This is a genomic window from Agrococcus sp. ARC_14, assembly GCF_022436485.1.
In the GTDB taxonomy this organism is placed as follows: domain Bacteria; phylum Actinomycetota; class Actinomycetes; order Actinomycetales; family Microbacteriaceae; genus Agrococcus.
Genome location: NZ_JAKUDO010000001.1, coordinates 1,782,113 through 1,806,190, shown reverse-complemented (window position 1 = coordinate 1,806,190; position 24,078 = coordinate 1,782,113). Strand labels below are relative to the sequence as shown.

Sequence of the window (24,078 nt, the reverse complement as noted above, 5' to 3'; positions counted from 1 at the left end):
AGAGGCTCGCTAGGAGGTCGCCCCTGCGACACCCGAGGCGCGGAGCTCGAGCGCCGCGAGCGCGTCGAGGGATGCGGCATCGGCGCTGCGGAAGGCTGCGATCGGGTCGGGCACGGTCGCGAGCACGCGGGCCGCCGGCTGGCCGACGAGCGCGCGCAGGGCGAGCAGCTCCCTGCCCTCGCGGGTGAGCGCGAGCCGCTTGGTGGCGCCGGCGCGGGTCGCGAAGCGCAGCCGCGGGACGAGCCAGAGGAGCACCACGAACAGCACCGGCAGCAGCCAGAGCGCGGTGCTCACCGTGGTGGCGAGCGCATCGACCGTGCCGCGCAGCGCCGTGCCGGCCGCGGCCAGGTCGTCCGCGGAGCCGGAGGCGTCGACGAACGGCTGCGCGATCCCCTCGCCCACGAGCGGCACCTGCGCGAGTGCCTGTCCCGCATCCGTCAGCGTGGTCGAGAAGCCCGCCCCGGCATCCTCGATCTGCGTGCCGAAGGCACCGAGCGAGGCGATGGCGTCGCGCACCTGCTGCGAGATCCAGATGGCGGCGACGATCGTGCCGATGGCGACGAGATCGCCCACGACCTGCCAGAAGGCGCGGATGGGTCTGCTGGAGTAGAGCTGCACGGCTCGATTCAAGCAGTCCTGCCTCAGGCCGGTGCGCCGACCTTCGCCTTCGGACGCTGACCGACCAGGATGCCTGCGCCGATGACGATAGCGGCGCCGACGATCTGCCAGACGCCGAGCTCCTCCCCCAGCACGAGCACGCCGAGCGAGACCGCGACCACCGGGATGAGGTATGTCACCGTGGCAGAGACGGTCGGGCCGACCGCGCGCACCACCTCGAACTGCAGGATGTAGGCCACGCCCGTGCCGACGGCGCCGAGCGCCACGACGGCCAGCAGCGACAGCCAGAGCGTGCTCGGATCACCGTGCACGCCGACCGGCGACCAGCCCTCGATGAGGCTCCACGCGATGAGCGCGACCAGCGCCATCGGGAAGCCCGTGATCATGATCGCCGTCGGGTGCGCGAGCCCCGGCACCTCGGTGCCGGCCAGCAGTCGGCGGTTCAGCGTCCAGCCGATGCCGTAGGAGACGCCGCCGAGCACGGCGATGCCGAAGCCGATGAGGTCGGGGCCGGTGCCGGCGCCCCAGGGCTGGGCGATGAGCACGACACCCACGAGGCCCAGCAGCACGGCCGCGAGCTTGCGCGGCGTGAGCCGGTCGCTCGGCAGCAGCAGCAGCGCGAAGAGCACGGTCGCGACCGGCGTGATCGCATTGCCGAGCCCCGCAGCGGCCGACGAGATGCGCGTCTCGGCCACCACGAAGGCCGTGAACGGCAGCGCGGTGAGGAAGAACGAGCAGATCGCCAGCAGCCCCCACGTCCTGCGGTCGCTCGGCAGCCGGGTGCGGCTCGCCGCCGCGAGGATCATGAGCGTGACGGCGGCGATGCCGATCCGCATCGTGGCGACCTGCATCGGGTGCAGGGCGTCGAGGCCGAGCTTCATGAGCAGGAACGAGGAACCCCAGATGAGGGCGAGCGCGATCCACATCGCCTGCCACGGGATCCTGCTGAGCGCGTTGGTCACTGCTGCATCCGCTTCACCGGATCATCCGATCACACGCCACTGACACGGTCGACGTGCGCGAGGAATCTGCGGTGGAACCGCAGCTCGCCCTCGACCTCCGGGTGGAAGGCCGTGCCCAGCAGCGCACCCTGCTCGACCGCCACCACCCGCTCGCCGACGCGCGCGAGCACCTCGACCCCTGTGCCGACGCGCTCGACGACGGGCGCGCGGATGAACGTCGCGTGCACGGGCTCCTCCCCCAGCGCCGGCACCTCGAGCGCCGTCTCGAAGGAGTCGACCTGGCTGCCGAAGGCGTTGCGCCGCACGTCGACGTCGATGCCGCCGAACGGCAGCTGGCTCGGCAGGCCGTCCAGGATGCGGTCGGCGAGCAGGATGAGGCCCGCGCACGTGCCGTACACGGGCATGCCGTCCGCGATGCGGTCGATGATCGGCTCCCGCAGCCCGAACAGGCGCGCGAGCTTGTCGATCACGCTCGACTCACCGCCCGGCAGCACGAGGCCGTCGACGGCCTCGAGCTGTGCGGGGGTGCGCACGAGCGACACCTCGGCGCCCAGCGTCGTGAGCACCGAGACGTGCTCGCGCACGTCCCCCTGCAGCGCGAGGACGCCGACGCGGGCGGTGCCGCGCCGGTCGGCCACGTTTACCAGCCGCGCTCAGCGAGGCGGTGCGGCGCGGGCAGGTCGGCCACGTTGATGCCGACCATCGCCTCGCCGAGTCCCCTGGAGGCATCCGCGATCGCCTTGGGGTCCTCAAACGCGGCGGTCGCCTTGACGATCGCCGCCGCGCGCAGCTCTGGCTGCCCCGCCTTGAAGATGCCCGAGCCGACGAAGACGCCGTCGGCACCCAGCTGCATCATCATCGCCGCGTCGGCGGGGGTCGCGACGCCGCCGGCCACGAACAGCACGACGGGCAGCGAACCGCGCTCGGCGACCTCGGCGACCAGCTCGTAGGGCGCCTGCAGCTCCTTGGCGGCGACGAACAGCTCGTCCTTCGACAGCGACTGCAAGCGGCGGATCTCGCCGCTGATGGTGCGGATGTGCTTGGTCGCCTCCGAGACGTCGCCGGTGCCGGCCTCGCCCTTGGAGCGGATCATCGCCGCGCCCTCGTTGATGCGACGCAGCGCCTCGCCCAGGTTGGTCGCGCCGCACACGAAGGGCACCGTGAAGGGCCACTTGTCGATGTGGTTGACGTAGTCGGCGGGGCTCAGCACCTCGGACTCGTCGATGTAGTCGACCTCGAGCGCCTCGAGCACCTGCGCCTCGACGAAGTGCCCGATGCGGGCCTTGGCCATCACCGGGATCGAGACCTCCGCTTTGATGGCATCGATCAGGTCGGGGTCGGACATGCGCGCGACGCCGCCCTGGGCGCGGATGTCGGCGGGCACGCGCTCGAGGGCCATGACGGCGACGGCGCCGGCATCCTCGGCGATGCGCGCCTGCTCGGGGGTGACGACGTCCATGATGACGCCGCCCTTCAGCATCTCGGCGAGCCCGCGCTTCACGCGTGCGGAGCCGGTGGTGGATTCGGTCATGATGTGTCCTTCTTGGGGGTGGATGGCTGGCTGTTCAGGCCGGCCAGGCCGCCTGGATGTCCTGGCGCATGTCCTCCAGCAGGATGGGCAGCGCCTTCGTCTTCGCGATGATCGGGAAGAAGTTCGAGTCGAGGCTCCAGCGCGGCACGATGTGCTGGTGCAGGTGGTCGGCGATGCCGGCGCCGGCGATGCGGCCCTGGTTCATGCCGATGTTGAAGCCCTGGCAGCGCGTCACCTGCGAGAGCACGCGCATCGCGGTCTGGGTGAGCACCGCCATCTCGGCCACCTCCTCGGTGGTCGCCTGGTCGTACATGCCGACGTGGCGGTACGGGCAGACCATCATGTGGCCGGTGTTGTAGGGGTAGAGGTTGAGCAGCACGAAGCAGGTCTCGCCGCGCGCGACGATGAGGCCCTCGTCGTCCTTGAGCTCTGGTGCCCGGCAGAACGGGCAGGCATGCTCCTCGGGCATCTGGCCCTGCTGGATGTAGACCATCCGGTAGGGCGTCCAGAGGCGCTGGAAGTGGTCGGGCACGCCGGGCAGCTCGCTCGACATCTGGGTCGGAGCGCCCCACGCGTGCTCGGCGACGAGCGGCGGCTCCTGCTCGGGCGAGGGCTCGAAGCTCGGGAGCGAGTCGCGGTGCACGGCTGCGCGCTCCGCGGGCTCGTCCATGGCCGGGTCGTCGCCGTGCCGGTGACTGTCCTCGGTCACACGTGTGCCTTCGTCTCGATGGCCTCCACGATGCGGGCGATGGCCTCGTCGACCGGCACGCCGTTGTCCTGCGTGCCGTCGCGGAACCGGAACGAGACGCTGCCGGCCTCCTGATCCGTCGCTCCCGCGATGAGCTGGAACGGCACCTTCATGAGCGTGTGGCTGCGGATCTTCTTCTGCATCCGCTCATCCGAGCGGTCGACCTCGACGCGTACGCCCTTGGCGCGCAGCTGGGCCGCGACGCCGTCGAGGTAGTCGGCGAAGTCCTCGGCGACAGGCACGCCCACGACCTGCACGGGCGCCAGCCATACCGGGAAGGCCCCGGCGTAGTGCTCCAGCAGGATGGCGAAGAAGCGCTCGATCGAGCCGAACAGCGCGCGGTGGATCATGATCGGGCGCTGCTTCGAGCCGTCGGCGGCGGTGTACTCGAGCTCGAAGCGCTCGGGCAGGTTGAAGTCGAGCTGCACCGTCGAGAGCTGCCAGGAGCGGCCGATGGCGTCGGTCACCTTCAGGTCGATCTTGGGGCCGTAGAAGGCGGCCTCGCCCGGCTCCTCCACGACGTCGAGCCCCGATCGCTTCGCGACGCGACGCAGCGCATCCGTGGCCGTCTCCCAGATGGCCTCGTCGCCGATCCACTTCTCCTTCTCGTCGTCGCGCATCGAGAGCTCGAGGCGGAAGTCGGTCAGGCCGAAGTCGCTCAGCAGCGACAGCACGAACTCGAGGACCTTGGTCGTCTCCTCCTCGAGCTGGTCGGGGGTGACGAACAGGTGCGCGTCGTCCTGCGTGAAGCCGCGCACGCGGGTGAGGCCGTGCAACGCGCCAGAGAGCTCGTTGCGGTAGACCGTGCCGTTCTCGGCGAGCCGCAGCGGCAGGTCGCGGTAGCTGCGGGCGCGCTCCTTGTAGATGAGGATGTGCATCGGGCAGTTCATGGGCTTCAGGTAGTAGTCGACGCCCTGCTTGGTGACGTTGCCCGCCTCGTCGCGCTCCTCATCCATGTGGATGGGCGGCCAGATGCCCTCCGCGTAGGTCTCCAGGTGTCCAGAGGTGGCGAAGAGATCCTGCTTGGTGATGTGCGGCGTGTAGACGTAGCTGTAGCCCTGCTCGATGTGGCGCTTGCGCGCGTGCTGCTCCATCTCGCCGCGGGCGATCGAGCCGCGCGGGTGCCAGAGCGAGAGGCCGGAGCCGACCTCCTCGGGGAACGAGAACAGATCGAGCTCGCGGCCGAGCTTGCGGTGGTCGCGCTTGGCGGCCTCCTCGAGGCGCTGCTGGTGGGCGCGCAGCTCGTCCTTCGAGGGCCAGGCGGTGCCGTAGATGCGCTGCAGCTGCGGCAGGTCGGTCTTGCCGCGCCAGTAGGCGCCGGCGACCCGCGTGAGGGCGAAGCCGTTGGCGATCAGCCGGGTGGAGGGCAGGTGCGGGCCGCGGCAGAGATCCTTCCACTGCACTTCGCCCGTCTTCGGGTCGACGTTGTCGTAGATGGTGAGCTCGCCGGCACCGACCTCGACGGATGCGCCCTCCGCGGCGCTCGCGGCGCCGCCCTTCAGCCCGATCAGCTCGAGCTTGTAGGGCTCGTCGGCGAGCTCGGCCCGTGCCTCGTCGTCGGTGACGACGCGACGCACGAAGCGCTGGCCGGCCTTGACGATGCGCTGCATCTCCTTCTCGAGCGCCTTCAGCTCGTCGCTGGAGAACGCCTCGGCGACGTCGAAGTCGTAGTAGAAGCCGTCCTGCACGGGCGGGCCGATGCCGAGCTTCGCCTCTGGGTTGACCCGCTGCACCGCCTGGGCGAGCACGTGGGCCGCGGAGTGCCGGAGGATGTCGAGACCGTCGGGACTGTCGATCGTGACCGGCTCGACCGATCCCGACTCGACCGTCTGCGTCTCGGTCAGCTCGCGCGCGAGGTCCTGCAGCTCGCCGTCGACGCGCATGGCGACGATGGCACGGTCGGTGAAGAGATCGAATCCGGTGGTCACCACACCATCGTAGATCGCGCGGCGTGCTCTGGCTCGCCGCGGTCCACCGGCCCGCCGCCCCGTCAGGTGCCGCAGTAGGTGCGGTAGGCCCGGAAGCTGCGCTCCGGGCCCGGCGCCGCGAACCGCTCGAGCCCGGCTCGCTCGTCGAAGGGGCGTCTCAGCACCTCGAGCAAGCGGGACATGGGATCGAGGTCGCCCTGGGTCGCGGCGGCGAGCGACTCCTCGACCAGGCGGTTGCGTGGCACGTAGACAGGGTTCACCCGATCCATCGCGTCGGCATCCGGGCCCAGTGCCAGCCACCGCTTCGCCCAGGCGTCGAAGGCATCGCGATGCGTGAACAGGTCGCGGGTCGAGTCGGCGCGGCCACGGGCGACGGCGCTGAGCCCGCGGAAGCAGGTGGTCAGGTCGACCCGGCCCGACTCCAGCAGCGCGAGCAGCTCGTCGATCACGAGCCTCGCGGCCGCGTCGTCGACATCCTCCGAGAGTCCGAACTTCCCCCGCATGCCGGACGACCAGGCGGCGACGTACGCCTTCTGGAAGCCCCCGAGCGTCTCGACCGCCAGCTGCAGCGCCTGCTCCTGCTGCTCGGCGAGCAGCGGCAGCAGTGCCTCCGCGAGCCGAGCGAGGTTCCACTCGGTGATGGCCGGCTGGTTGCCGTAGGCGTAGCGCCCGCGCTCGTCGATCGAGCTGAAGACGGTCGCCGGGTCGAAGCCCTCCATGAACGCGCACGGACCGTAGTCGATGGTCGCGCCCGAGATCGTCACGTTGTCGGTGTTCATCACCCCGTGCACGAACCCGACCAGCATCCAGCGAGCCACGAGATGCGCCTGCGCGGTGATGACCGCCTGCAGCAGCGCGAGGTACGGCTGCGCCGACTCGGCCGCTTCCGGTGCGTGGCGCAGGATCGCGTGGTCGGCGAGGCGTCGCAGCAGGTCGATGTCGCCGGTGGCGCGCGCGTACTGGAAGGTGCCGACGCGCAGATGGCTGCTCGCAACCCGTGCGAGCACGGCGCCCGGCAGCCAGTCGTCGCGGCGGACGAAGCGCCCCGTCGCGACCACCGCCAGCGCGCGCGTCGTCGGGATTCCGAGCGCGTGCATCGCCTCGCTGATGATGTACTCGCGCAGCATCGGGCCGACGGCGGCAAGCCCGTCACCGCCGCGAGCGAACGGTGTGCGTCCGGAGCCCTTCAGGTGCAGATCGCGCACCCGGCCCTGCGCGTCCTCGAGCTCGCCGAGCAGCAGGGCGCGCCCGTCACCCAGACGCGGCGAGTACCCGCCGAACTGGTGCCCGGCGTAGACCTGAGCGACCGGCGTCGCGCCGTCGGGGACGGCACTCCCGGTCAGCAGCCGGACGCCTGCATCGGTGCGCAGCGTCGCGGGATCGAGGCCGAGCTCGGTCGCGAGCTGCACGTTGAGGACGAGCAGGCGCGGCTCCGCGGCGTCCACCGCGCGCCACGGCACTGCCAGCTCGGGGAGCTCACGGGCGAAGCTGCCGGCCAGCGCGATGGTCGTTGCGGGGAGCGCGGTCACGCAGTGAGGCTACTCTTGTACCCCGATCGGCGCCCAGGCGTGAGCGCATCGTTCGCCGGGAGCACGAAAGCCACCGATGTCCGGATCGCTGAGCGCTAATGCTAAATGAGGATCCGGTTGAGCATCGTGCGCAGACTTGCTCGATCACCGTCCATGGAGTCCTTGAACGCTTCGTTGTTCTCGTCGGCACTGACGCGGCTCCAATCAAGCGTCCGACCGTGGCGCTCGACGAGTTGCGTCCCATACATTCGCTGCACTCGCCCATTGCCTTCCCGGAACGGGTGAATGTAGTTGAGCCTCGCGTACGTGTCGACGAGGAAACCGATCGCATCGGTGGCGAGGTCCGACGCCGCGCGCTCAGCGATCGCGCCGACCAAGTCTACGACCAGTTCGTCGATAATGTCCGGAGATGCGAAGTGCTGATCGAGCCCCTTGGCGATACCGACGGTGCGGTACTCCCCGGCCCAAGCGTAGACATCCTGGAACAGGTACCGGTGGATCGCTCGGAGTCGATCGGCGCCGAAGCTGTCGCCGACACGGAGAACAGACGGTTCCTCGAAAATCTCGAGCGACCGGGTGTCAGACCGATCGGTTTCGGCGATGACAAGTAGCTCCCGGTCGGTGATGCCGAGCTTGTTGCGCAGCACCCAGTTCGACTGGAGGTATGGGTCTGTGCTCGTCACCGGGAGAGGTCGCGGAGCTCCGCGGGCGTGATCTCGCCCTCGACGTAGCGGCCAAGGTTCTTCGTGAACCGGTCGCTGTGCACGCCGCGTTCCAACTTGGATGAGGCGAGAGTCTGAGTGACCGCCTTCTCACGGAGTGCCCGACTTGCCAGGCCAGACTCCGATGAGACTGGAGCCTTCCTCGCCTTGCCGCTGGGGTTTGCCATAGCTAGATCGTACTCGCGCGTTCCGTGACGACGTAGGAGGGAGTTCGCAAGCTCTGAGCTTGCCAACTACGAGTCGAGCTGCTGGTTCGCTCCGATCTCGAGCGCAGCCGCGACGGCCTCGAACTCTGCCAGGGCCGCAGTCAGGTCCTCGACGATCTCGCGGGCGATGATCTCGGGGGCAGGGAGGTCATCGAGGTTCTCAAGCGACTCGTCGCGGAGCCAGGTGATGTCGAGATTCACCCTGTCACGGGCGACCAGGTCGTCGTACCCGAACGCACGGAACCGCTCGGACTCCCTCCGTTCACTGCGGGGCCGGTCAGCGGCGAACGCTGCGACGAAGTCGTCCAGGCGAGCGCGCGTGAGCGGGTTCTGCCGCAGCGTGAAGTGCTTGTTGGTGCGGAAGTCGTAGACCCAGAGCCTCTCGGTCCAGGGCTCGCCCTTCGGATGCGCTGGTCTCTTATCGAAGAACAGCACGTTGGCCTTCACTCCGTTCGCATAGAAGAGCCCCGTCGGCAGACGCAGCATGGTGTGCAGGTCGAAGTCCCGCAGCAAGCGCCGACGGAGCGTTTCGCCCGCGCCGCCCTCGAAGAGCACGTTGTCGGGGAGAACGACTGCGGCGCGGCCGTGGGTGTCGAGAATCGTTAGGATGTGCTGGAGGAAATTGAGCTGCTTGTTCGAGCTCGTGACCACGAAGTCCTGCCGCTCGATGGCAATATCGTCGCGAGACTCGCGCCCGACTGCGCCGATCATGGTGATCGATGACTTGCGCCCAAAGGGCGGGTTCGAAAGCACGACGCTCCAACGCTCCCGAGGCGCGGCGACCAGCGAGTCCTTCACCTCGATGAGGCTGTTGCCACGCGGATCGCCAGCGCCATGCAGCAGCAGATTCATGGCCGCGAGCCGCGCGGTGCCGTCCACCAGCTCAACGCCGTGCACGAGCGAGCTGCGCAGCTTCTCGCGCTGCGGCGGCGTGAAGCTACTGGCCTGCTCGGCGACCTTCGCGTGAGCGGCGAGCAGGAATCCGGCCGTACCCGCCGCGGGATCCATCACCCGGTCGTCGATCGTGGGCCGGATGCAGTCGACGATCGCATCGATCAGGGGACGCGGCGTGAAGTACTGTCCCGCTCCGGACTTGACGTCCTCGGCGCCCTTCGACAGCAGGGATTCGTACGCGTCGCCCTTTATGTCGGTCCCGGTTGCGAGCCACGACTCCTGGTCGATGAGGTCACGCACGAGTCGCTTCAGCTTGGCGGGATCCTGGATGCGGTTCTGCGCCTTACGGAAGATCACGCCGAGCGTGCCGGGCTCCTTGCCGAGTCCGGTGAGGATGCGGGTGTACTGGGTCTCCAGTTCCTCGCCATCCGCATCGAGCAGACGCTGCCAGGAGTAGCGCTCTGGCACGATTGGAGATTCATCGCCGAAGGGAAGGATCGCGCGCTCGTGTGCCATCTTGAGGAACAGGAGATAGGTGAGCTGCTCCGTGTAGTCGATCGTGCCCACGCCGTCGTCGCGGAGCACGTTCGCGTAGGCCCACAACTTGTCGACGAGACGCTTCGCATCAGCTGGCGTGGGCGGAGGCATCAGTCATCTCCTCAATGCGGTCGGTGTCGGACGCGTGCCCGGTCAACTGGCCGGAGAATGCGGCTGCAAGTAGGGCACGACGCAACTGCTTTGATCGAGCACGACCATCGTTGACCGAGATCTGACCCATCCGAACAACCGACCTGAGCTTGTCAAGCCGTTGAACAACCTCCTCTTGAGCTTCGGAGGGCGCCGTCGGAACTGAAAGTGACCGGATCTGACGCGCATTGATTTGCGGGACGTTAGATCCGTCGGCGATCGCGCCCAGGTCGATGCCGTCCAACCAGTGCCAAATGAACTCCACCGAGTATCCGTCCCTGGGCCGTAGACCCATGGTGTTCATGTCCCAGCTGGCACGCGTCGAAACGATGCGCTTCTTGTTTGTGGCTATCGCACCACCGCGCTTTGGGATCAGCACCGACCCCGGATCCCGGACGTGCAACTTTAACGACTGAGCGTCGCGTTCCGAAATATAGCTCCGTGCCATCGACATCTGCCGGTCTGGCGCGAGATTCATGTCTCCGACCTTGTAGTACGGGACACGCCCGCTGCCGTCCGCGCTGAGGGCGTCAGCAAGCCCGGCCACGGTGGCGCCGTTTTCGATCTCGATGGCCTCAAGCGCCGGTCCAACTCCGTAGACGTGCTCCAGCTTCCCAATGACCGCTCGGTTAGCTGCGATCGAAAGCCGCCGCATCCTCGCCTCCGCATCAGCCAACCAACTCTCGCCTGCGTCGAGTCTGCTCAGGTGGGCTTCGAGGATGTCGACGATCCGCCGCTGCGCGCTGAGGCTCGGGAGTCCAAAGCGGAACGGGCGAATCTGGTTCCACTTCACCCTGGGCCGATCGCCGGCGTTCAGCGACGTAGCGAACGATACGAATTCGTGCGAGGCGAGCAGCCACCTCAAGTACGAAGCCTCGACGTGCTCATTCGGTTTGAACACGATGAACTCGCCTGACGCGTAGGCGTCGAACGGCGCGATCGTCACCTTGTTGAGATACGGCCGGAGTCGGCCGTAGAGCACATCGCCACGGTCCACGAGTGGGCTCGAGCTCTTGATACTCGAGGCGACCCCATGAGCAGCGATTGCTCCGGAGCCGGATGCCACGTGCTCCAACCCGATGTAAGGCAGGCTCGTAGTGGGGCTTGGGATCTCGCGACGGTTGAAGGGTTCGACGACCTGTCCGAGTTCGACTGCCCGCCATTCGCTTGCGGCCATCACCCCGCCAGCACCTCGTTCAGCTCTCGCACGTACACCGCTGCCTTGTCTCCGAGCGCCTGCACGGCGCCTGCCTGTCCGCCGCGCTCCGAGAAGGGCGCGAGATCGAGATCATCCGGCGTGACCTCGGCAGAGGACGCGACGACCTCCGCCATACGATCCAACCACCATCTCTGTGGCTCGCTGAACACGACGCCGGCCTGTTCCTGCTGCGCGAGCCAGCCCGCGTAGCGCTCGCGCACCGCATCCGAGTACGGCACCAGCTCAGTGTCTGCGCCCAGTGTGAAGCGCAGCAGCGACACGAGGTCGGTCAGCTGCCGATGACCCGATCCACGCACGCGGCTGCGATCGACTGCCTCGTACGCCGACCACAGCAGATCGGTGGTCCAGTTGTACGGCGGTCGCCGGATGCGGTCCGCGAGCTCTTGGATCGCGTCGAAGCCGATGCGCACGTGTCCAAGCCGTTGAGCCTCGTCGGCCAGCTGGATCGCCGCAATCTCGTCCCGATGCTCCGCCAGATAGGCACGCCAGGAATCGACGATGTGGCGCGCCCGATCAACATCGACCACTCCCCCGGCGTGCACCAGCTCGTCGACGCTGACCTCGTCGATCACCTGGTCGTGGCTGCGCCGGAGTTCCAAGATCCGTCGCCGAAGCTCAGGATTGGCCGCGAGCGGTTCAATAGCCGTCTCGATCAGCCGGTCGACGATCTCGATCCGCGTCGGTTCTGAGACCGATTCCGGCTCGAGCCCAGCGGCACGCATCGCCTCGACCTGCGCGTCAACAGAGATGGCGTGGACGATTCCCTGGACGATGCCGCGCAGCGACCGCCCAGCGACGGCGTCGAGTTCCGCGCGCTCCTGAGATGTCACCTGCAGCTCGAGTGCCGAGAGGCGCGATGCGAGTGTCGCCGCTTCATCCTCAGTGATGGTCAGGTTCGCCGCTTTCTGCAGCAGCTGCTCGAGGGAGACGTTCTTGACGCGGTTGAGCGGCGGTTCCACGAAGTCATGCTCGGTGACGCCGACCGCGTCGATGATCACGAAGCGCGTCTTCTCCGCTGCATCCGGTGTCACCGCTCGGAAGTCGGCGCCGGGGATGGTGCGAGCACCGCGCCCCTTCATCTGCTCGAAGTAGTGGGCGCTGCGCACGTCGCGCAGGAAGAAGACGCACTCCAGCGGCTTCACGTCGGTGCCGGTCGCGATCATATCGACTGTGACAGCGATGCGCAGGCTCGAGGAGGTGCGGAACTGCTGAAGCGCACCCTTCGGATCCTTCGCGTTGTAGGTAATCTTCGCCGCGAAGTCGTTGCCCTTGCCGAACACCTGCCGTGCGGTCGTCACCACCTCTTCGGCGTGATTGTCGTCCTTGCAGAAGATCAGCGTCTTCGGCACGGCCGACCGGCGAGGGAAGATCTCGGTGAAGAGTCGGTCGCGGAACGTCTCGAGCACGAGCCTGATCTGCGAAGTCGACGTGACCGCCCTGTCGAGTTGACCGGGCGTGTAGATCAGATCGTCATCGAGCGACTCGATGCGCTTCTCGCGGGTGCGGCGGTCGACCTTTGGCACGAAGGTGCCCGCCTCGATCGATCCGCCCTCCTCGGTGATCCTGGTCTGGATGCGGTAGATGTCGAAGTCGACGTTGACGTTGTCCGCCACCGATTCCGGGTAGGTGTACTCGCTCACCAGATTCGACTGGAAGAAGCCGAAGGTCTGCTTCGTCGGTGTCGCGGTGAGGCCGACGATGTGCGCGTCGAAGTACTCGAGCACCCCGCGCCAGACGCCGTAGATCGACCGATGCGCCTCGTCGACGATGACCAGGTCGAACGCTTCGGGCGGCAGTTCGGCGTTGTACGAGACCGTGACCGGGGCGGCGGGCACGAAGCTGTCCACGCCGGGATCATCGACATCGGCCACCTCGCCGCCTTGCAGCACGCGGTGCACTCGCTGGATCGTCGAGATGACGACGCTCGATGAGGCGAGCATCCCCGCACCGGAGAGCTTCTGCACGTTGTACATCTCGGTGAAGCGGCGGCCGTCGTCGGGTGTGCGGTAGTTCTGGAACTCAGCGAGCGTCTGATCACCGAGGTTATTGCGGTCCACCAAGAAGAGGATGCGGCCGAAGCCGCCTGCCTTGAGCAGACGATAGCTCTCGGTGACCGCGGTGAACGTTTTTCCGGCGCCGGTCGCCATCTGCACCAGCGACCGATCGAACCGCTGCTCGCGGAGCGATCGCTCGATGCCTTCGATCGCAGTGATCTGGGCGGGGCGCAGCGACTCAGCGAGCAGCGGAGGCAGCTGCTGAACCTTGCCCCGCCATGTGGCGGGCTTCCCCTGCCGTGCCGCTCTGCCGTCACGCACAAGCCGACCCAGGGCTGCTGGGCGCGGGAAGTGGAAGAGCCGACGCGCGCGGGGCGATGGATCCATGCCGTTGGTGAAGTGGGTCTCCGTGCCCGACGCTTCGAAGACGAACGGTAAGCGACCCTCGTGCTGGATCGCACGCTTGCGATGACTCTCGGGCAGACCGTTCGCGTACATCGCCGACTGCCACTCGACGCCCGAGAGCGTGGTGCCCACCGGCTTGGCCTCGATCACGCCGACCACTTCACGTTCGACATAGAGCAGGTAGTCCACCCGCCCATGACCGGGGGCCATGACGACCTCACGAACGGCGATGCCCGGGCCCGCGAAGAGGTTCAGATCCTTCACGTTCTGCACGTGCCAGCCCGCGGCCGAGAGCTGCGCGTCTATAAGCACACGTGCACGCTGCTCCGCTGCGAGCTGCACGTCGGTGTCGGTCACATCCTCAGCCTATTGGGCGCATGAGAAAGACCCCCGACTGCTCGGGGGTCTCGTGGTGGGCGATACTGGGATCGAACCAGTGACCTCTTCCGTGTCAGGGAAGCGCGCTACCGCTGCGCCAATCGCCCTTGGTGGGGACTCGAGGTGGAGACGGGATTCGAACCCGCGTAGACGGCTTTGCAGGCCGTTGCCTCACCACTCGGCCACCCCACCAGGTGGTGTGAGATTGCTCTCCATTGACATTGCTGTCGAGCGGATGACGAGATTCGAACTCGCGACCCTCACCTTGGCAAGGTGATGCGCTACCACTGCGCCACATCCGCGGGGCTCATCGCTGAGCACTTGGACGACTATACCGACCGATCCTGTGCGCACCAAATCGAGCCGCGCCGAGTCGATGCCCGCCCGAACCCGTCACCAAGTGGATGCCGGATGTGGCAGACTTGTGCGGTCTGCTCCGGCGGGCACGGGCGATTGGCGCAGTTGGTAGCGCGCTTCGTTCACACCGAAGAGGTCATCAGTTCGAGTCTGGTATCGCCCACCGTCAGCACCCCGGAAGACAGCGATCTTCCGGGGTCTGTTCTTTTTCGCCGCCGCGCCGAGGCAGGCTGATCCGCCCGCGCCGCTAGGTTGACGACGTGAACACGCGCACCGCAGCCATCGCCTTCCGTCTCGCCTTCGCCGCTCTCGCGCTGACCGCCGTTGGGGTGCAGTTCTTCGCCGTCACGATCGCCCAGGGTCACAGCATCCTGAACTTCTTCAGCTACTTCACGAACCTGTCGAACATCATGATCTCGATCGTGTTCATCGTGAGCGCGCTGCGGCTGCTCCCCGGCCGCAAGGACCCATCCGACTCCGACGTCGCGATTCGTGGCGGCGCGGTCGTCTACATCGCCTTCGTCGGCATCGTGTTCAACACGATCCTCGCCGACGTCGCCCTCGGCCCGCTCATCCCGTGGGTCAACGTCGTCCTGCACATGATCGTGCCGATCGCCGGCGTGGTCGACTGGCTCCTCTGGGCGCCGCGCCGGCGTCTGCCGTTCAGGGTCGTCCCCTGGTGGATGATCTGGCCCGCCGTGTACTCCGTCTACTCCGTCACCCGCGGAGCGATCGACGGCTTCTACCCCTACCCGTTCTTCAACCCCGAGGCGTCCGGCGGCTACGGCGGTGTCGCCCTCTGGTGCCTCGTGCTGATCCTGGCGTTCTTCATCCTCGCGGTCCTGGTCCGCTGGGCGGGAAATCTGCGGCACCGCTCCCTCACCTCCCCCGCAGCCCAGAGCGACGGCCTCCCTGAGCGCGCGCCACGCGGCTAGCGTGGCGACATGGATCTCCACCTCAACGACCACGTCATCCTCGTCGTCGGCGGCACCGGCCTCATTGGCAGCGCCGTCTCCGAATCGGCTCGCGCAGAGGGCGCGACCGTCGTCACCGCAGCGCGCGGAGACGACGCAGAGATCCGGCTCGACGGGACCGACGACGGCTCCGTCACCGCCGCGATCGCCGCCGTGCTCGCCGAGCACGGGCGGATCGACGCGCTCGTCGTGACTGCTGCGCCACCGGCGCACACGCTCGACCCGGCGCGCGCGAGCGACCCGGAGCAGGTTGCGCAGGCGGTCGACGACAAGGCCATGGCGTTCCTCCGGCTCGCGAACGCGGTCATCCCGTCGATGCGCGAAGCGGGCTCCGGCCGCATCGTCGGCGTCAGCGGCCAGAACGCGCTCATCACCGGCAACATCACCGGCGCCGTGCGCAATGCCGCGCTCATCATCGCCGCGCAGAGCCTCGCCGATGAGCTCGCTGGCACAGGCGTCGCCGTCAACGTCGTCAACCCGGGCCTTGTCAGCGCATCTGCTCGCCTCGAGGTCGCGCAGGGCAAGCCGGGCGAGTCGACGCCGCAGCAGGTCGCCGATCTCATCGTCATGCTGCTGTCGCCGCGACTGGCTGTCTCGAGCGAGTCGATCGCCTCCGGCCACCGCGTGCGCGGTGTCGTGGCGCTCTAGCGAGAACGACAGGGGGAGGGCCGGCAGCCGCCGACCCTCCCCCGCTGCACCTCCTGGTGCGGGCTCAGCCCGTCAGACGCGCTCGAGCTCGTAGCCGTATGCCTCTTCGCCGTGCACGGTCTGGTCGACACCGGCGAGCTCGTCCTCGTTCCTGACGCGGAAGCCGATCGTCTTCTCGATCGCGAAGCCGATCACGAACGCGATCACGAAGGCGTAGACCATGACGCCCACCGCCGCGATCAGCTGCACGAGCAGCTGACCGGCGCCGCCGCCGAGGAACAGGCCGGTGTCGGTCGCGAAGAAGCCGAGGTAGAGCGTGCCGATGAGGCCGCCGACGAGGTGGATGCCGACCACGTCGAGCGAGTCGTCGAAGCCGAGCTTCCACTTGAGCTCGACCGCGAGGGCGCACACCGCGCCGGCGATGACGCCGAGCAGCAGGGCCCAGCCGGGCGTCAGGTTGGCGCAGGCCGGCGTGATGGCGACGAGGCCCGCGACGGCACCGGAGGCGGCGCCCACCGAGGTCGGCTTGCCGTCCTTGAGCTTCTCGACGATCATCCAGGCGACGATCGACGCCGCGGTCGCGCCGATCGTGTTGAGCGTGATGAGACCCGCGTTGCCGAGGCCGTTCAACCACTCGGCGCCGACGTTGAAGCCGAACCAGCCGAACCACAGGATGCTCGCGCCCAGGATCACGAAGGGCACGTTGTGCGGCTTGTGCGCGCCCTTCGTGAAGCCGATGCGCTTGCCGAGCACGAAGGTCAGCGCGAGCGCTGCCGCACCGGCGTTGATGTGCACCGCAGTGCCGCCGGCGTAGTCGATGACGGCCGGCAGGCCCAGCAGGTCGCCGAGCGAGTACACCCAGCCGCCGCCCCACACCCACGCGGCGATCGGGAAGTAGCCCAGCGTGGCGAAGACGCCCGCGAAGAGCATCCACGCGCCGAATTTCGCGCGGTCGGCGATCGAGCCCGAGATGAGCGCGATGGTGATGATGGCGAACGTCGAGCCGTAGGCGACGCCGATGAAGTCGGTGTTCGCGCTCTCGCCGGCAGCCATGGCCGCGAGTCCGATGTCGCTGAACGGGTTGCCCGAGAAGGCGAAGGGCGAGTCGACGGCCGACATGCTGTACCCGTAGAGGATCCAGAGCACGCCGACGAGCCCGAGGGCTCCGAACGACATCATCATCATGCTGATCACGCTCTTGGAGCGCACGAGGCCTCCGTAGAAGAACGCGAGTCCGGGGGTCATGAACAGCACGAGCGCTGTCGCGATGACCCCGAAGGCCATGCTTCCTGCATCCATTGGGGGTACTCCTTGGGTGTGAACCTGACGGGATAGCCCGAGCATCCCCCGCGCTCGTTTCGCCACCCGTGCTGCGTGGGTTTCCAGACGGTTACGGATGCGCGCTCGGTGTTTCGGTCGTGTTGCCGCGACGTCGGAACCGGCATGGAAGCTGGTGGGAAGATGATGGGCATGCAGCTCTCCTGGATCCGGAACCCGCAGGTCTCGGCAATGCTCCTGCTGGCCGCGGCGATCCTGGGACTCGTGATCGCGAACACGGGGCTCGGCCCCGGCCTCGATGCGCTCAAGCACGCGCACCTGCCCTTCACGGTGTTCGGGCTCGACCTGTCGGCAGCGCATTGGGTGACCGACGGGCTGCTCGTCGTCTTCTTCTTCGTGGTCGCCGTCGAGCTGCGCTATGAGTTCACGCAGGGCGACCTCAACTCGGTCTCCAAGGCCGCCGTGCCGACCATCGCCGCGCTCGGCGGCGTCGCGCTGCCCGCCATCATCTACTTCAACGTCGCCGGCGCCGACGGCGCGCAGGGCTGGCCGATCCCGACAGCCACCGACATCGCCTTCGCACTCGGCGTGCTCGCGCTGTTCGGCCGCCGCCTGCCGACGACGGTGCGCGCGCTGCTGCTGGCGCTCGCCGTCATCGATGACCTCATCGGCATCTTCTTCATCGCGGTGTTCTTCACCGAGTCGGTCTCGCTGCCGCACCTGGGGCTCGCCGCCGTCGGGATCGTCGCCTTCTGGATGCTAGGCCGCATCTATCGCGGCAAGCGCGGCAGCTGGCCGCTCCGGATCGCGCTGCTCGCGGTGGCGCTCATCACCTGGTGGCTCGTCGCGATGAGCGGCATCCACGCCACCATCGCCGGCGTGCTCCTGGGCCTCGTGCTCTCCCCCGCACCTGCGGAGTCGGCGCGCGAGCGACTCGAGCCCTTCACGAACGGCATCGTGCTGCCCCTGTTCGCCTTCACCAGCGCATCCGTCATCATCCCCCAGGTGCCGCTGAGCGAGCTCAGCCCGGTCTTCTGGGCGATCGTCATCGCGCTGCCGGTGGGCAAGCTCTTCGGCGTCACGATCGCCGGCCTCGTCGGCCAGGCGGCGCTGCGGGTGCCCAAGCCCGACCGCATGAAGCTGTCGGAGCTCATCGGCATCGCCCTGTTGGCGGGCATCGGCTTCACCGTCGCGCTGCTCATGAACGAGCTCGCGCATCGCTCGGCCGAGGATCTCATCGTGGAGGGCACGCTCGGCGTGCTGGCCGGCTCGCTGATCTCCGCGGTGCTGGGCGCCGTCTACATCGCCCTGCTCAGTCGCCGGTACCCAGCGGTCGACTCCACCGAGAGGACGGCACGCGACTCCGAGGAGTACCTGCGCCGCACGGACAGCGAGTAGCGGTGTCCGATTCAGCGCAGCGGGCGCCGTCTAGACCTGGTTGGCCAGGGCGACCAGGCGCGAGGTCGCACGCAGATACTTCTTGCGGTAGCCGCCATCCAGCATCTCCTCGCTGAAGACCGAGGAGAGCGACGTGCCGCTCGAGCGGATCGCCACCTGCGCGTCGTAGAGACGATCGACGAGCGCCACGAAGCGCAGCGCGTCGTTCTGGTCGGTCAGCACCCGCACGTCACGCAGGCCGAGGGCATCCACACCCCTGACGAGCCCGACGTAGCGCGAGGGATGCACCTTCGCGAGATGCGCGACGAGGGCGTCGAAGTCGTCGAGCGCCACCGTGCCCTCGATCGCCGCGAGCTCCGGCTCGAGCCGGTCGGACTCCACGGTCGGCGCGCTGCCGGTGATGTCGCGCTGGCGGTAGTCGTCGCCGTCGATCCGCATGATCTGGAAGCGGTCGGCGATCGCCTGGATCTCGCGCAGGAAGTCGGAGGCGGCGAAGCGCCCCTCGCCGAGCGCGTTCGGCGGCGTGTTGCTCGTGGCTGCGAGCTTCGTGCCACCGGCGACCAGCTCGCCGAGCAGGCGCGTCATCACCATCGTGTCGCCCGGGTCGTCGAGCTCGAACTCGTCGATGCAGATGATGCGCGAGCCCTGCAGCTGCCGCACCGTCTCGGCGTAGCCGAGGGCTCCGACGAGCGCCGTGTACTCGATGAAGGTGCCGAAGTGCTTCGGCGCGGGCATCGCCTTCCAGAGCGATGCCAGCAGGTGCGTCTTGCCGACACCGAAGCCGCCATCGAGGTAGATGCCCTGCTTGACCTCTGGCGCCTTCTTCCTGAACAGCCCGCCGCGCTTCGGCGACGTCCACGCCGTCACCAGCTCCTGCATCCGCTCGAGCGCCTCTGTCTGTGACGGATGCGCGGGGTCGGGTCGGTAGGACTCGAACGTCGCCCCGTCGAACTGCGGCGGCGGTGCGAGGCTCGCGACGATCTGCTCGGCGCTGACCTCTGGGCTGCGCTCGGCGAGCGAGATCGGTGCTGGCATGCGGACTCCTTGGTGCGCGCGGTCGGACCGCGCGGAAGATTCGGTGGGAGGATGGCGTTTGCCTCGTACGAGCCTACTTCAGGCCAGAGTTGCAGCCGCAGTCGCGCAGAAGGAGCCCCCGTGTCCGAGTCCGAAGCTCGCATCCAGCAGTACGCCGCCCCCGAGCGCGTCGTGTCCACCGAATGGGTGGCAGCACACCTGGACGACCCGGATGTGGTGATCGTGGAGTCCGACGAGGACGTGCTGCTGTACGAGGTCGGGCACATCCCCGGCGCCGTCAAGATCGACTGGCACACCGACCTCAACGACCCCGTGCTGCGCGACTACGTCTCGCCAGAGGCATTCGCAGCGCTGCTCGGCAGCAAGGGCATCGGGCGCGACACCACGGTCGTCTTCTACGGCGACAAGGCCAACTGGTGGGCGACGTATGCCCTCTGGGTGTTCGCGCTCTACGGTCACGAGAGCACGCGCATCATGGATGGCGGTCGCGATGCCTGGATCGCCCAGGGTCGCGAGATCACGCGCGAGGCGACGAGCCGCGCCGCCGTCGCGTACCCGGTCGTCGAGCGCGACGACGCGACGCTGCGTGCGTTCCGCGATGACGTGCTCGACCACTTCGGCAAGCCGCTCGTCGACGTGCGCAGCCCCGAGGAGTACTCGGGAGAGCGCACCACCGCGCCCGCCTACCCGGAGGAGGGTGCGCTGCGCGCCGGCCACATCCCGACGGCCGCGAGCGTGCCGTGGGGCCGCGCCGTCGCCGAGGACGGCACCTTCCGCTCGCGAGCGGAGCTCGAGGAGATCTACCTCGACGGCGCAGGGCTGCGCGACGCCGACGACGTCATCGCCTACTGCCGCATCGGCGAGCGCTCGAGCCACACCTGGTTCGTGCTCACCCACCTGCTGGGGCTGCCGGGCGTCCGCAACTACGACGGCTCCTGGACGGAGTGGGGCTCGCTCGTCGGCGTGCCGATCGCCGTCGGCGCAGAGCCTGGGGAGGCGCCGCGCCGATGACGCTTACCCCCGCGCTGCAGCAGACGGTCGCCGACTTCCACGCGATGCAGGAGCAGGACCGCCTGCAGCTGCTGCTCGAGTTCGCCGATGAGTTGCCGGCGCTCCCCCAGCACTACGCCGACCACCCGGATCTGCTCGAGCGGGTCGCCGAGTGCCAGTCCCCCGTCTTCCTCTTCGTCGAGGTGACTGACGGCATCGTGCACGTGCACGCGACCGCGCCAGAAGAGGCGCCGACCACCCGGGGCTTCGCGTCGATCCTCGCGCAGGGTCTCGAGGGCGTCACCGTCGACGCAGCGCTCGCCGTGCCGAGCGACTTCCCGCGCGCCCTCGGCCTCGACCGGGTCGTGTCGCCGCTGCGGCTGCGCGGCATGGTGGGGATGCTGGGCCGCATCCAGCGGCAGCTCCGCAGTCGAGAGACCTGACCTCAGCCGAACGCCGCGATGCCGCGCTCGTCGAGCCAGGCGCCGATCTCGTGCTCGTAGCGCGCGCGGTCGAGGTTCCACAGCTTGGTGTGCCGGGCGGTGCGCCACTCGTGGTACTCGACCAGATCCGGCCGCGCCGCCGCCAGCGCCCTCGAGGCATCCGGCGGCACGTAGCCGTCGTCGGCCGAGTGCAGCAGCAGCACGGGCTGCGACAGTGCGTCGGCGTGCAGCACGTTGTCGAGCTCGTCGAAGTCGAGGCTGCGGCTGCCGCTCAACGCCGCTGCGGGTGACTCCAGCAGGCCGACCGCTGTGTCGACGAGCCACGCCGGCATCTTCACCAGCGCCACCTGCAGCTGCAGCGTCGGCCGCCAGCCGACCACGGGAGAGTCGAGCACCACGCCCACGATGCGGCGGCGATGCCGTGAGCGGCGGGCGACCTGCAGCGCGATCTGCCCGCCCATCGACCAGCCCTGCAGCACGATGCGCTCGGCGCCACGGGCGACGGCGAAGTCGATCGCATCCTCCACGTCGCGCCACTCGTCGAGCCCCAGGCGGTACTTGCCGTGGCTGCTGGGCGGTGCCTCCGTGTCGTTGCGGTAGGAGACGGCCATCACCGGGATGCCGCGCTGCAGATAGATGGGAGCGGCGCGCACCGTCTCGCGCCGGGTGACGCCGCGGCCGTGCACCTGCACGCACCATGTCGTGGCCCCCTGGTCGCCCATGATCCACGCGGGTGCGAGCCCGACCTCGGTCGCGACGTCGACGCGCTCCACCGCATCCGTCACCTGTCGCGGCTTGTAGAGCGCATAGCCCGACCAGCGCGCGGTGCCGACGCCCGCGAGCAGCTCGCGCGACCGTTCGTCGATCGCGCGCGTCACGCCGACAGGATCCTGCGAGACGACGCCGCCGAGCACGGCGAGCCGCTCGCCCACCCAGAGCGCGTAGATGCCGGGCAGCACGGTGTCGGGCGTGCGACCCAGGCGCACGCCTCGCTCATCGATGCCCAGGATCCGGATGTCGTCGATCTGCTTGCGAGGCGGTGTCACCAGCATCGAGGCCAGCAGTGCAGACGCCCCCGTGACCGCCAGAGCCGCTCCCGCGACGACCACACCGCCCGCGATCAGCGCCAGCCGTCCCCCGTGCCGCTCGACGGCGGCGGCGCGCCTCGCTCCTCGTGTCACGGGGGAATCGTAGTCTTGCGAGGTGGACACGAGCAGTGCAGCACCCGCCCCCGAGCCGGAGGCGTTCCGCGCTGCCGTCGAACAGCTGCGGCGAGCTGAGCTCCGCAGCGAGCTCTCGGTGCGCGAGATCCCCGCGCCCGGGCGCATCTCACCGCATTCGTTCGCGATCGCGGCCGACGTCGGCGTGCCCTCGCACGGCCGCGACTCCGACATCGGCACCGGCCGCTTCATCCTCATGCACGACCCGGAGGAGCCAGAGGCCTGGGGCGGCGACTTCCGCATCGTGAGCTTCACGCAGGCATCGCAGGACACCGAGATCGGCGTCGACCCGTTCCTCGCCGAGGTCACCTGGACGTACCTGCTCGAGGCGCTCGAGCAGCGCGGCGCCGAGCACCACTCCGAGTCGGGCACTGCCACCCGGATCCTCTCGAGCGGCTTCGGCGAGCTCGCCGCACAGGGCGACGGTGCACAGATCGAGCTGCGCGCCTCGTGGACGCCGACGGGGCACGACTTCGGCGCGCACCTGACCGCCTGGACCGACCTGCTGTGCGCGATCGCCGGCCTCTCGGTGCAGCCCGGCGCGACCGGGCTCGATGCGCATCGGCGCACGCGTGGCTGACGCCGAGGCTTCCGAGGCCGGGCAGTCGGAGGCACAGCAGCCAGCGCTCGAGCTGCCCGAGGCGAAGGCGATGGGCCCGCTCGACGTCATCGCCGACGCGGATGCGCTGCGTGCAGCGGCCGAGCGCCTCGCCGCCGGCACCGGGCCCGTTGCCGTCGACGCCGAGCGCGCGAACGGCTTCCGCTACTCCGCCCGCGCCTACCTGGTGCAGCTCTATCGACGCGGCTCGGGCACGGTGCTCGTCGACCCGACCGCGATCGACGACCTGTCGGTGCTGCAGGAGGCGATCGGTGGCGAGGAGTGGATCATCCACGCCGCCAGCCAGGATCTCCCCTGCCTGCGCGAGGTCGGCCTCGAGCCCACGCGACTGTTCGACACCGAGCTCGGCGCGCGCCTGGCCGGCTTCGAGCGCGTCGGCCTCGCCGCCGTGACCGAGCGCCTCGTCGGCCTGCGGCTGCGCAAGGAGCACGGCGCGAGCGACTGGTCGACCCGGCCGATCCCGCACGCCTGGCTGGAGTACGCGGCGCTCGACGTCGAGGTGCTCCCGGATGCGCGCGATGCGCTGGCAGCGGAGCTCGCGGAGCAGGGCAAGCAGGAGCTCGCCGAGCAGGAGTTCGCCTACGCGCTCGAGCGCAGGCCGAAGCCGCCGCCCGCGGAGCCCTGGCGTCGACTCTCCGGCATCCACACCATCCGCGACCGCACCCAGCTCGCCGTGGCCCGCGAGCTCTGGCTGGCCCGCGACGAGCTCGCGAGCTCGACCGACACGGCACCCGGGCGGCTGGTGCCCGACCGCTCGCTGCTGGCGGCCGCGACTGCGGATCTCGTGGCGAAGGGCAAGCTCGCCGCGCGCAAGGACTTCAGCGGCCGGGCCAGCCGCAGCGAGCTCGACCGCTGGTGGGCGGCCATCGAGCGCGGTCGCAGCAGCGAGGAGCCGCCGCAGCTGCGGGTGCGCTCGGACGAGCCGCCGCCCCCGCGCTTCTGGAAGGGTCGTCGACCCGGAGCCGATGCGCGCCTGAAGGCCGCGCGCACCGCTGTGCAGCAGGTCGCCGACGAGCTGTCGATGCCTGCGGAGAACCTGCTGATGCCCGACACCTTGCGGCGTGTCGCGTGGGAGCCGACCGAGGCGACGCCGGAAGGTGTCGCCGAAGTGCTGCGCGATCGCGAGGCACGGCCGTGGCAGGTTGCCGCGACTGCACAGAGGATCGCGGCTGCATTTGTAGAGGCGGACCAAGCGCCGCCCGAGGCCCCCGACACCGACTCGTAGGAAGCGGCAACCGCAGGGCGAGCCCATCGCCGCGCTTCCTACACTGGTGCCGCAATCACCCAATCAGGAG

At 68.8% G+C, this 24,078-nt stretch carries 22 protein-coding genes and 4 tRNA genes; 8 read left to right on the top strand and 18 right to left on the bottom strand.

From position 1 onward, the window contains the following. Positions 1-9: 9 nt before the first annotated feature. The 15 genes from MKD51_RS08895 to MKD51_RS08825 all read right to left on the bottom strand — a co-directional run bounded on the left by MKD51_RS08895 (position 10) and on the right by MKD51_RS08825 (position 14,123). The gene (locus MKD51_RS08895) at positions 10-618 is read right to left on the bottom strand and encodes a hypothetical protein (RefSeq protein WP_240239952.1); all 609 of its coding nucleotides are present in this window, start codon (positions 616-618) and stop codon (positions 10-12) included. 23 nt (positions 619-641) lie between these two features. Further along, entirely contained in the window at positions 642-1,580 is a 939-nt protein-coding gene (locus MKD51_RS08890) for a DMT family transporter (protein ID WP_240239951.1), read from the bottom strand. A gap of 29 nt (positions 1,581-1,609) precedes the next feature. Next, entirely contained in the window at positions 1,610-2,218 is a 609-nt protein-coding gene (gene pdxT / locus MKD51_RS08885) for a pyridoxal 5'-phosphate synthase glutaminase subunit PdxT (RefSeq protein ID WP_240239950.1), read from the bottom strand. A 2-nt stretch (positions 2,219-2,220) separates the two neighbouring features. Further along, on the bottom strand, positions 2,221-3,111 hold the full coding sequence (gene pdxS / locus MKD51_RS08880; RefSeq protein WP_240239949.1) for a pyridoxal 5'-phosphate synthase lyase subunit PdxS: 891 nt from the start codon (positions 3,109-3,111) through the stop codon (positions 2,221-2,223). 34 nt (positions 3,112-3,145) lie between these two features. Beyond that, a complete protein-coding gene (locus MKD51_RS08875) occupies positions 3,146-3,664 on the bottom strand; it encodes an HIT domain-containing protein (RefSeq protein WP_240240900.1) in 519 nt (172 codons plus the stop codon). Between the two features lie 152 nt (positions 3,665-3,816). Then, complete coding sequence (gene thrS / locus MKD51_RS08870) at positions 3,817-5,742, bottom strand: threonine--tRNA ligase (RefSeq protein WP_240240899.1); 1,926 nt, start codon at positions 5,740-5,742, stop codon at positions 3,817-3,819. 107 nt (positions 5,743-5,849) lie between these two features. Beyond that, positions 5,850-7,316, bottom strand: a complete 1,467-nt coding sequence (locus MKD51_RS08865; RefSeq protein ID WP_240239948.1) for a protein adenylyltransferase SelO family protein — start codon at positions 7,314-7,316, stop codon at positions 5,850-5,852. Positions 7,317-7,417: 101 nt separating this feature from the next. After that, on the bottom strand, positions 7,418-7,963 hold the full coding sequence (locus MKD51_RS08860; protein ID WP_240239947.1) for a Fic family protein: 546 nt from the start codon (positions 7,961-7,963) through the stop codon (positions 7,418-7,420). A 32-nt stretch (positions 7,964-7,995) separates the two neighbouring features. Next, positions 7,996-8,205, bottom strand: a complete 210-nt coding sequence (locus MKD51_RS08855; RefSeq protein WP_240239946.1) for a hypothetical protein — start codon at positions 8,203-8,205, stop codon at positions 7,996-7,998. Positions 8,206-8,271: 66 nt separating this feature from the next. Continuing rightward, entirely contained in the window at positions 8,272-9,786 is a 1,515-nt protein-coding gene (locus tag MKD51_RS08850; protein ID WP_240239945.1) for a class I SAM-dependent DNA methyltransferase, read from the bottom strand. Then, complete coding sequence (locus MKD51_RS08845; protein WP_240239944.1) at positions 9,764-11,002, bottom strand: restriction endonuclease subunit S; 1,239 nt, start codon at positions 11,000-11,002, stop codon at positions 9,764-9,766. Before MKD51_RS08845 ends, MKD51_RS08850 begins: the two co-directional genes overlap by 23 nt. After that, entirely contained in the window at positions 11,002-13,800 is a 2,799-nt protein-coding gene (locus MKD51_RS08840) for a DEAD/DEAH box helicase family protein (protein ID WP_240239943.1), read from the bottom strand. Before MKD51_RS08840 ends, MKD51_RS08845 begins: the two co-directional genes overlap by 1 nt. A gap of 53 nt (positions 13,801-13,853) precedes the next feature. Further along, a tRNA-Val gene (locus MKD51_RS08835) sits at positions 13,854-13,928 on the bottom strand. Positions 13,929-13,942: 14 nt separating this feature from the next. Beyond that, positions 13,943-14,013: transfer RNA gene (locus MKD51_RS08830), tRNA-Cys, on the bottom strand. Between the two features lie 38 nt (positions 14,014-14,051). Then, positions 14,052-14,123, bottom strand: a tRNA-Gly gene (locus tag MKD51_RS08825). A 145-nt stretch (positions 14,124-14,268) separates the two neighbouring features. Here MKD51_RS08825 and MKD51_RS08820 point away from each other — a divergent pair. From MKD51_RS08820 to MKD51_RS08810, 3 genes are all read left to right on the top strand, one after another. Further along, a tRNA-Val gene (locus MKD51_RS08820) sits at positions 14,269-14,341 on the top strand. A gap of 97 nt (positions 14,342-14,438) precedes the next feature. After that, positions 14,439-15,113: a Pr6Pr family membrane protein gene (locus tag MKD51_RS08815; RefSeq protein WP_240239942.1), complete on the top strand. Its 675-nt coding sequence runs from the start codon at positions 14,439-14,441 to the stop codon at positions 15,111-15,113. Between the two features lie 9 nt (positions 15,114-15,122). Beyond that, on the top strand, positions 15,123-15,800 hold the full coding sequence (locus MKD51_RS08810) for an SDR family oxidoreductase (RefSeq protein ID WP_240239941.1): 678 nt from the start codon (positions 15,123-15,125) through the stop codon (positions 15,798-15,800). A gap of 72 nt (positions 15,801-15,872) precedes the next feature. On the opposite strand, the gene MKD51_RS08805 is transcribed toward MKD51_RS08810, so the two are convergent. After that, positions 15,873-17,099 carry an ammonium transporter gene (locus MKD51_RS08805; protein WP_240239940.1) on the bottom strand — a complete coding sequence of 409 codons (1,227 nt, stop codon included), beginning with the start codon at positions 17,097-17,099 and terminating at the stop codon, positions 15,873-15,875. Between the two features lie 144 nt (positions 17,100-17,243). Between MKD51_RS08805 and MKD51_RS08800 the strand changes: the two genes are divergently transcribed. Beyond that, a complete protein-coding gene (locus MKD51_RS08800) occupies positions 17,244-18,476 on the top strand; it encodes a Na+/H+ antiporter NhaA (RefSeq protein WP_240239939.1) in 1,233 nt (410 codons plus the stop codon). A 30-nt stretch (positions 18,477-18,506) separates the two neighbouring features. Here MKD51_RS08800 and zapE read toward each other — a convergent pair whose 3' ends face one another. Next, positions 18,507-19,511 (bottom strand): cell division protein ZapE, encoded by a 1,005-nt coding sequence (gene zapE / locus MKD51_RS08795; RefSeq protein ID WP_240239938.1) that lies wholly within the window; start codon positions 19,509-19,511, stop codon positions 18,507-18,509. A 120-nt stretch (positions 19,512-19,631) separates the two neighbouring features. On the opposite strand from zapE, the gene MKD51_RS08790 reads away from it, so the two are divergent. Together MKD51_RS08790 and MKD51_RS08785 are read left to right on the top strand one after the other, a co-directional pair. Beyond that, the gene (locus tag MKD51_RS08790; protein ID WP_240239937.1) at positions 19,632-20,522 is read left to right on the top strand and encodes a sulfurtransferase; all 891 of its coding nucleotides are present in this window, start codon (positions 19,632-19,634) and stop codon (positions 20,520-20,522) included. Continuing rightward, positions 20,519-20,944: a SufE family protein gene (locus tag MKD51_RS08785; RefSeq protein WP_240239936.1), complete on the top strand. Its 426-nt coding sequence runs from the start codon at positions 20,519-20,521 to the stop codon at positions 20,942-20,944. Before MKD51_RS08790 ends, MKD51_RS08785 begins: the two co-directional genes overlap by 4 nt. 2 nt (positions 20,945-20,946) lie before the next feature. On the opposite strand, the gene MKD51_RS16335 is transcribed toward MKD51_RS08785, so the two are convergent. Further along, positions 20,947-22,125 carry an alpha/beta fold hydrolase gene (locus MKD51_RS16335; RefSeq protein ID WP_240239935.1) on the bottom strand — a complete coding sequence of 393 codons (1,179 nt, stop codon included), beginning with the start codon at positions 22,123-22,125 and terminating at the stop codon, positions 20,947-20,949. 22 nt (positions 22,126-22,147) lie between these two features. Here MKD51_RS16335 and MKD51_RS08775 point away from each other — a divergent pair, with 22 nt between their 5' ends. Further along, positions 22,148-22,744, top strand: coding sequence for a DUF3000 domain-containing protein (locus MKD51_RS08775; RefSeq protein WP_240239934.1), 597 nt, complete (start codon positions 22,148-22,150; stop codon positions 22,742-22,744). Between the two features lie 70 nt (positions 22,745-22,814). Beyond that, complete coding sequence (locus MKD51_RS08770; RefSeq protein WP_240240898.1) at positions 22,815-24,008, top strand: ribonuclease D; 1,194 nt, start codon at positions 22,815-22,817, stop codon at positions 24,006-24,008. The last annotated feature ends 70 nt before the right edge of the window (positions 24,009-24,078 follow it).

What these genes read in the sequence shown, in the direction of transcription:
- pdxS (WP_240239949.1), bottom strand. Translation starts at nt 3,111, where the DNA reads ATGACCGAATCCACCACCGGCTCCGCACGCGTGAAGCGCGGGCTCGCC.
- MKD51_RS08855 (WP_240239946.1), bottom strand. Translation starts at nt 8,205, where the DNA reads ATGGCAAACCCCAGCGGCAAGGCGAGGAAGGCTCCAGTCTCATCGGAG.
- MKD51_RS08845 (WP_240239944.1), bottom strand. Translation starts at nt 11,002, where the DNA reads ATGGCCGCAAGCGAATGGCGGGCAGTCGAACTCGGACAGGTCGTCGAA.
- MKD51_RS08785 (WP_240239936.1), top strand. Translation starts at nt 20,519, where the DNA reads ATGACGCTTACCCCCGCGCTGCAGCAGACGGTCGCCGACTTCCACGCG.
- MKD51_RS08810 (WP_240239941.1), top strand. Translation starts at nt 15,123, where the DNA reads ATGGATCTCCACCTCAACGACCACGTCATCCTCGTCGTCGGCGGCACC.
- MKD51_RS08800 (WP_240239939.1), top strand. Translation starts at nt 17,244, where the DNA reads ATGGAAGCTGGTGGGAAGATGATGGGCATGCAGCTCTCCTGGATCCGG.
- zapE (WP_240239938.1), bottom strand. Translation starts at nt 19,511, where the DNA reads ATGCCAGCACCGATCTCGCTCGCCGAGCGCAGCCCAGAGGTCAGCGCC.
- MKD51_RS08875 (WP_240240900.1), bottom strand. Translation starts at nt 3,664, where the DNA reads ATGTCGAGCGAGCTGCCCGGCGTGCCCGACCACTTCCAGCGCCTCTGG.
- thrS (WP_240240899.1), bottom strand. Translation starts at nt 5,742, where the DNA reads ATGCGCGTCGACGGCGAGCTGCAGGACCTCGCGCGCGAGCTGACCGAG.
- MKD51_RS08850 (WP_240239945.1), bottom strand. Translation starts at nt 9,786, where the DNA reads ATGCCTCCGCCCACGCCAGCTGATGCGAAGCGTCTCGTCGACAAGTTG.
- MKD51_RS08805 (WP_240239940.1), bottom strand. Translation starts at nt 17,099, where the DNA reads ATGGATGCAGGAAGCATGGCCTTCGGGGTCATCGCGACAGCGCTCGTG.
- MKD51_RS08770 (WP_240240898.1), top strand. Translation starts at nt 22,815, where the DNA reads ATGGGCCCGCTCGACGTCATCGCCGACGCGGATGCGCTGCGTGCAGCG.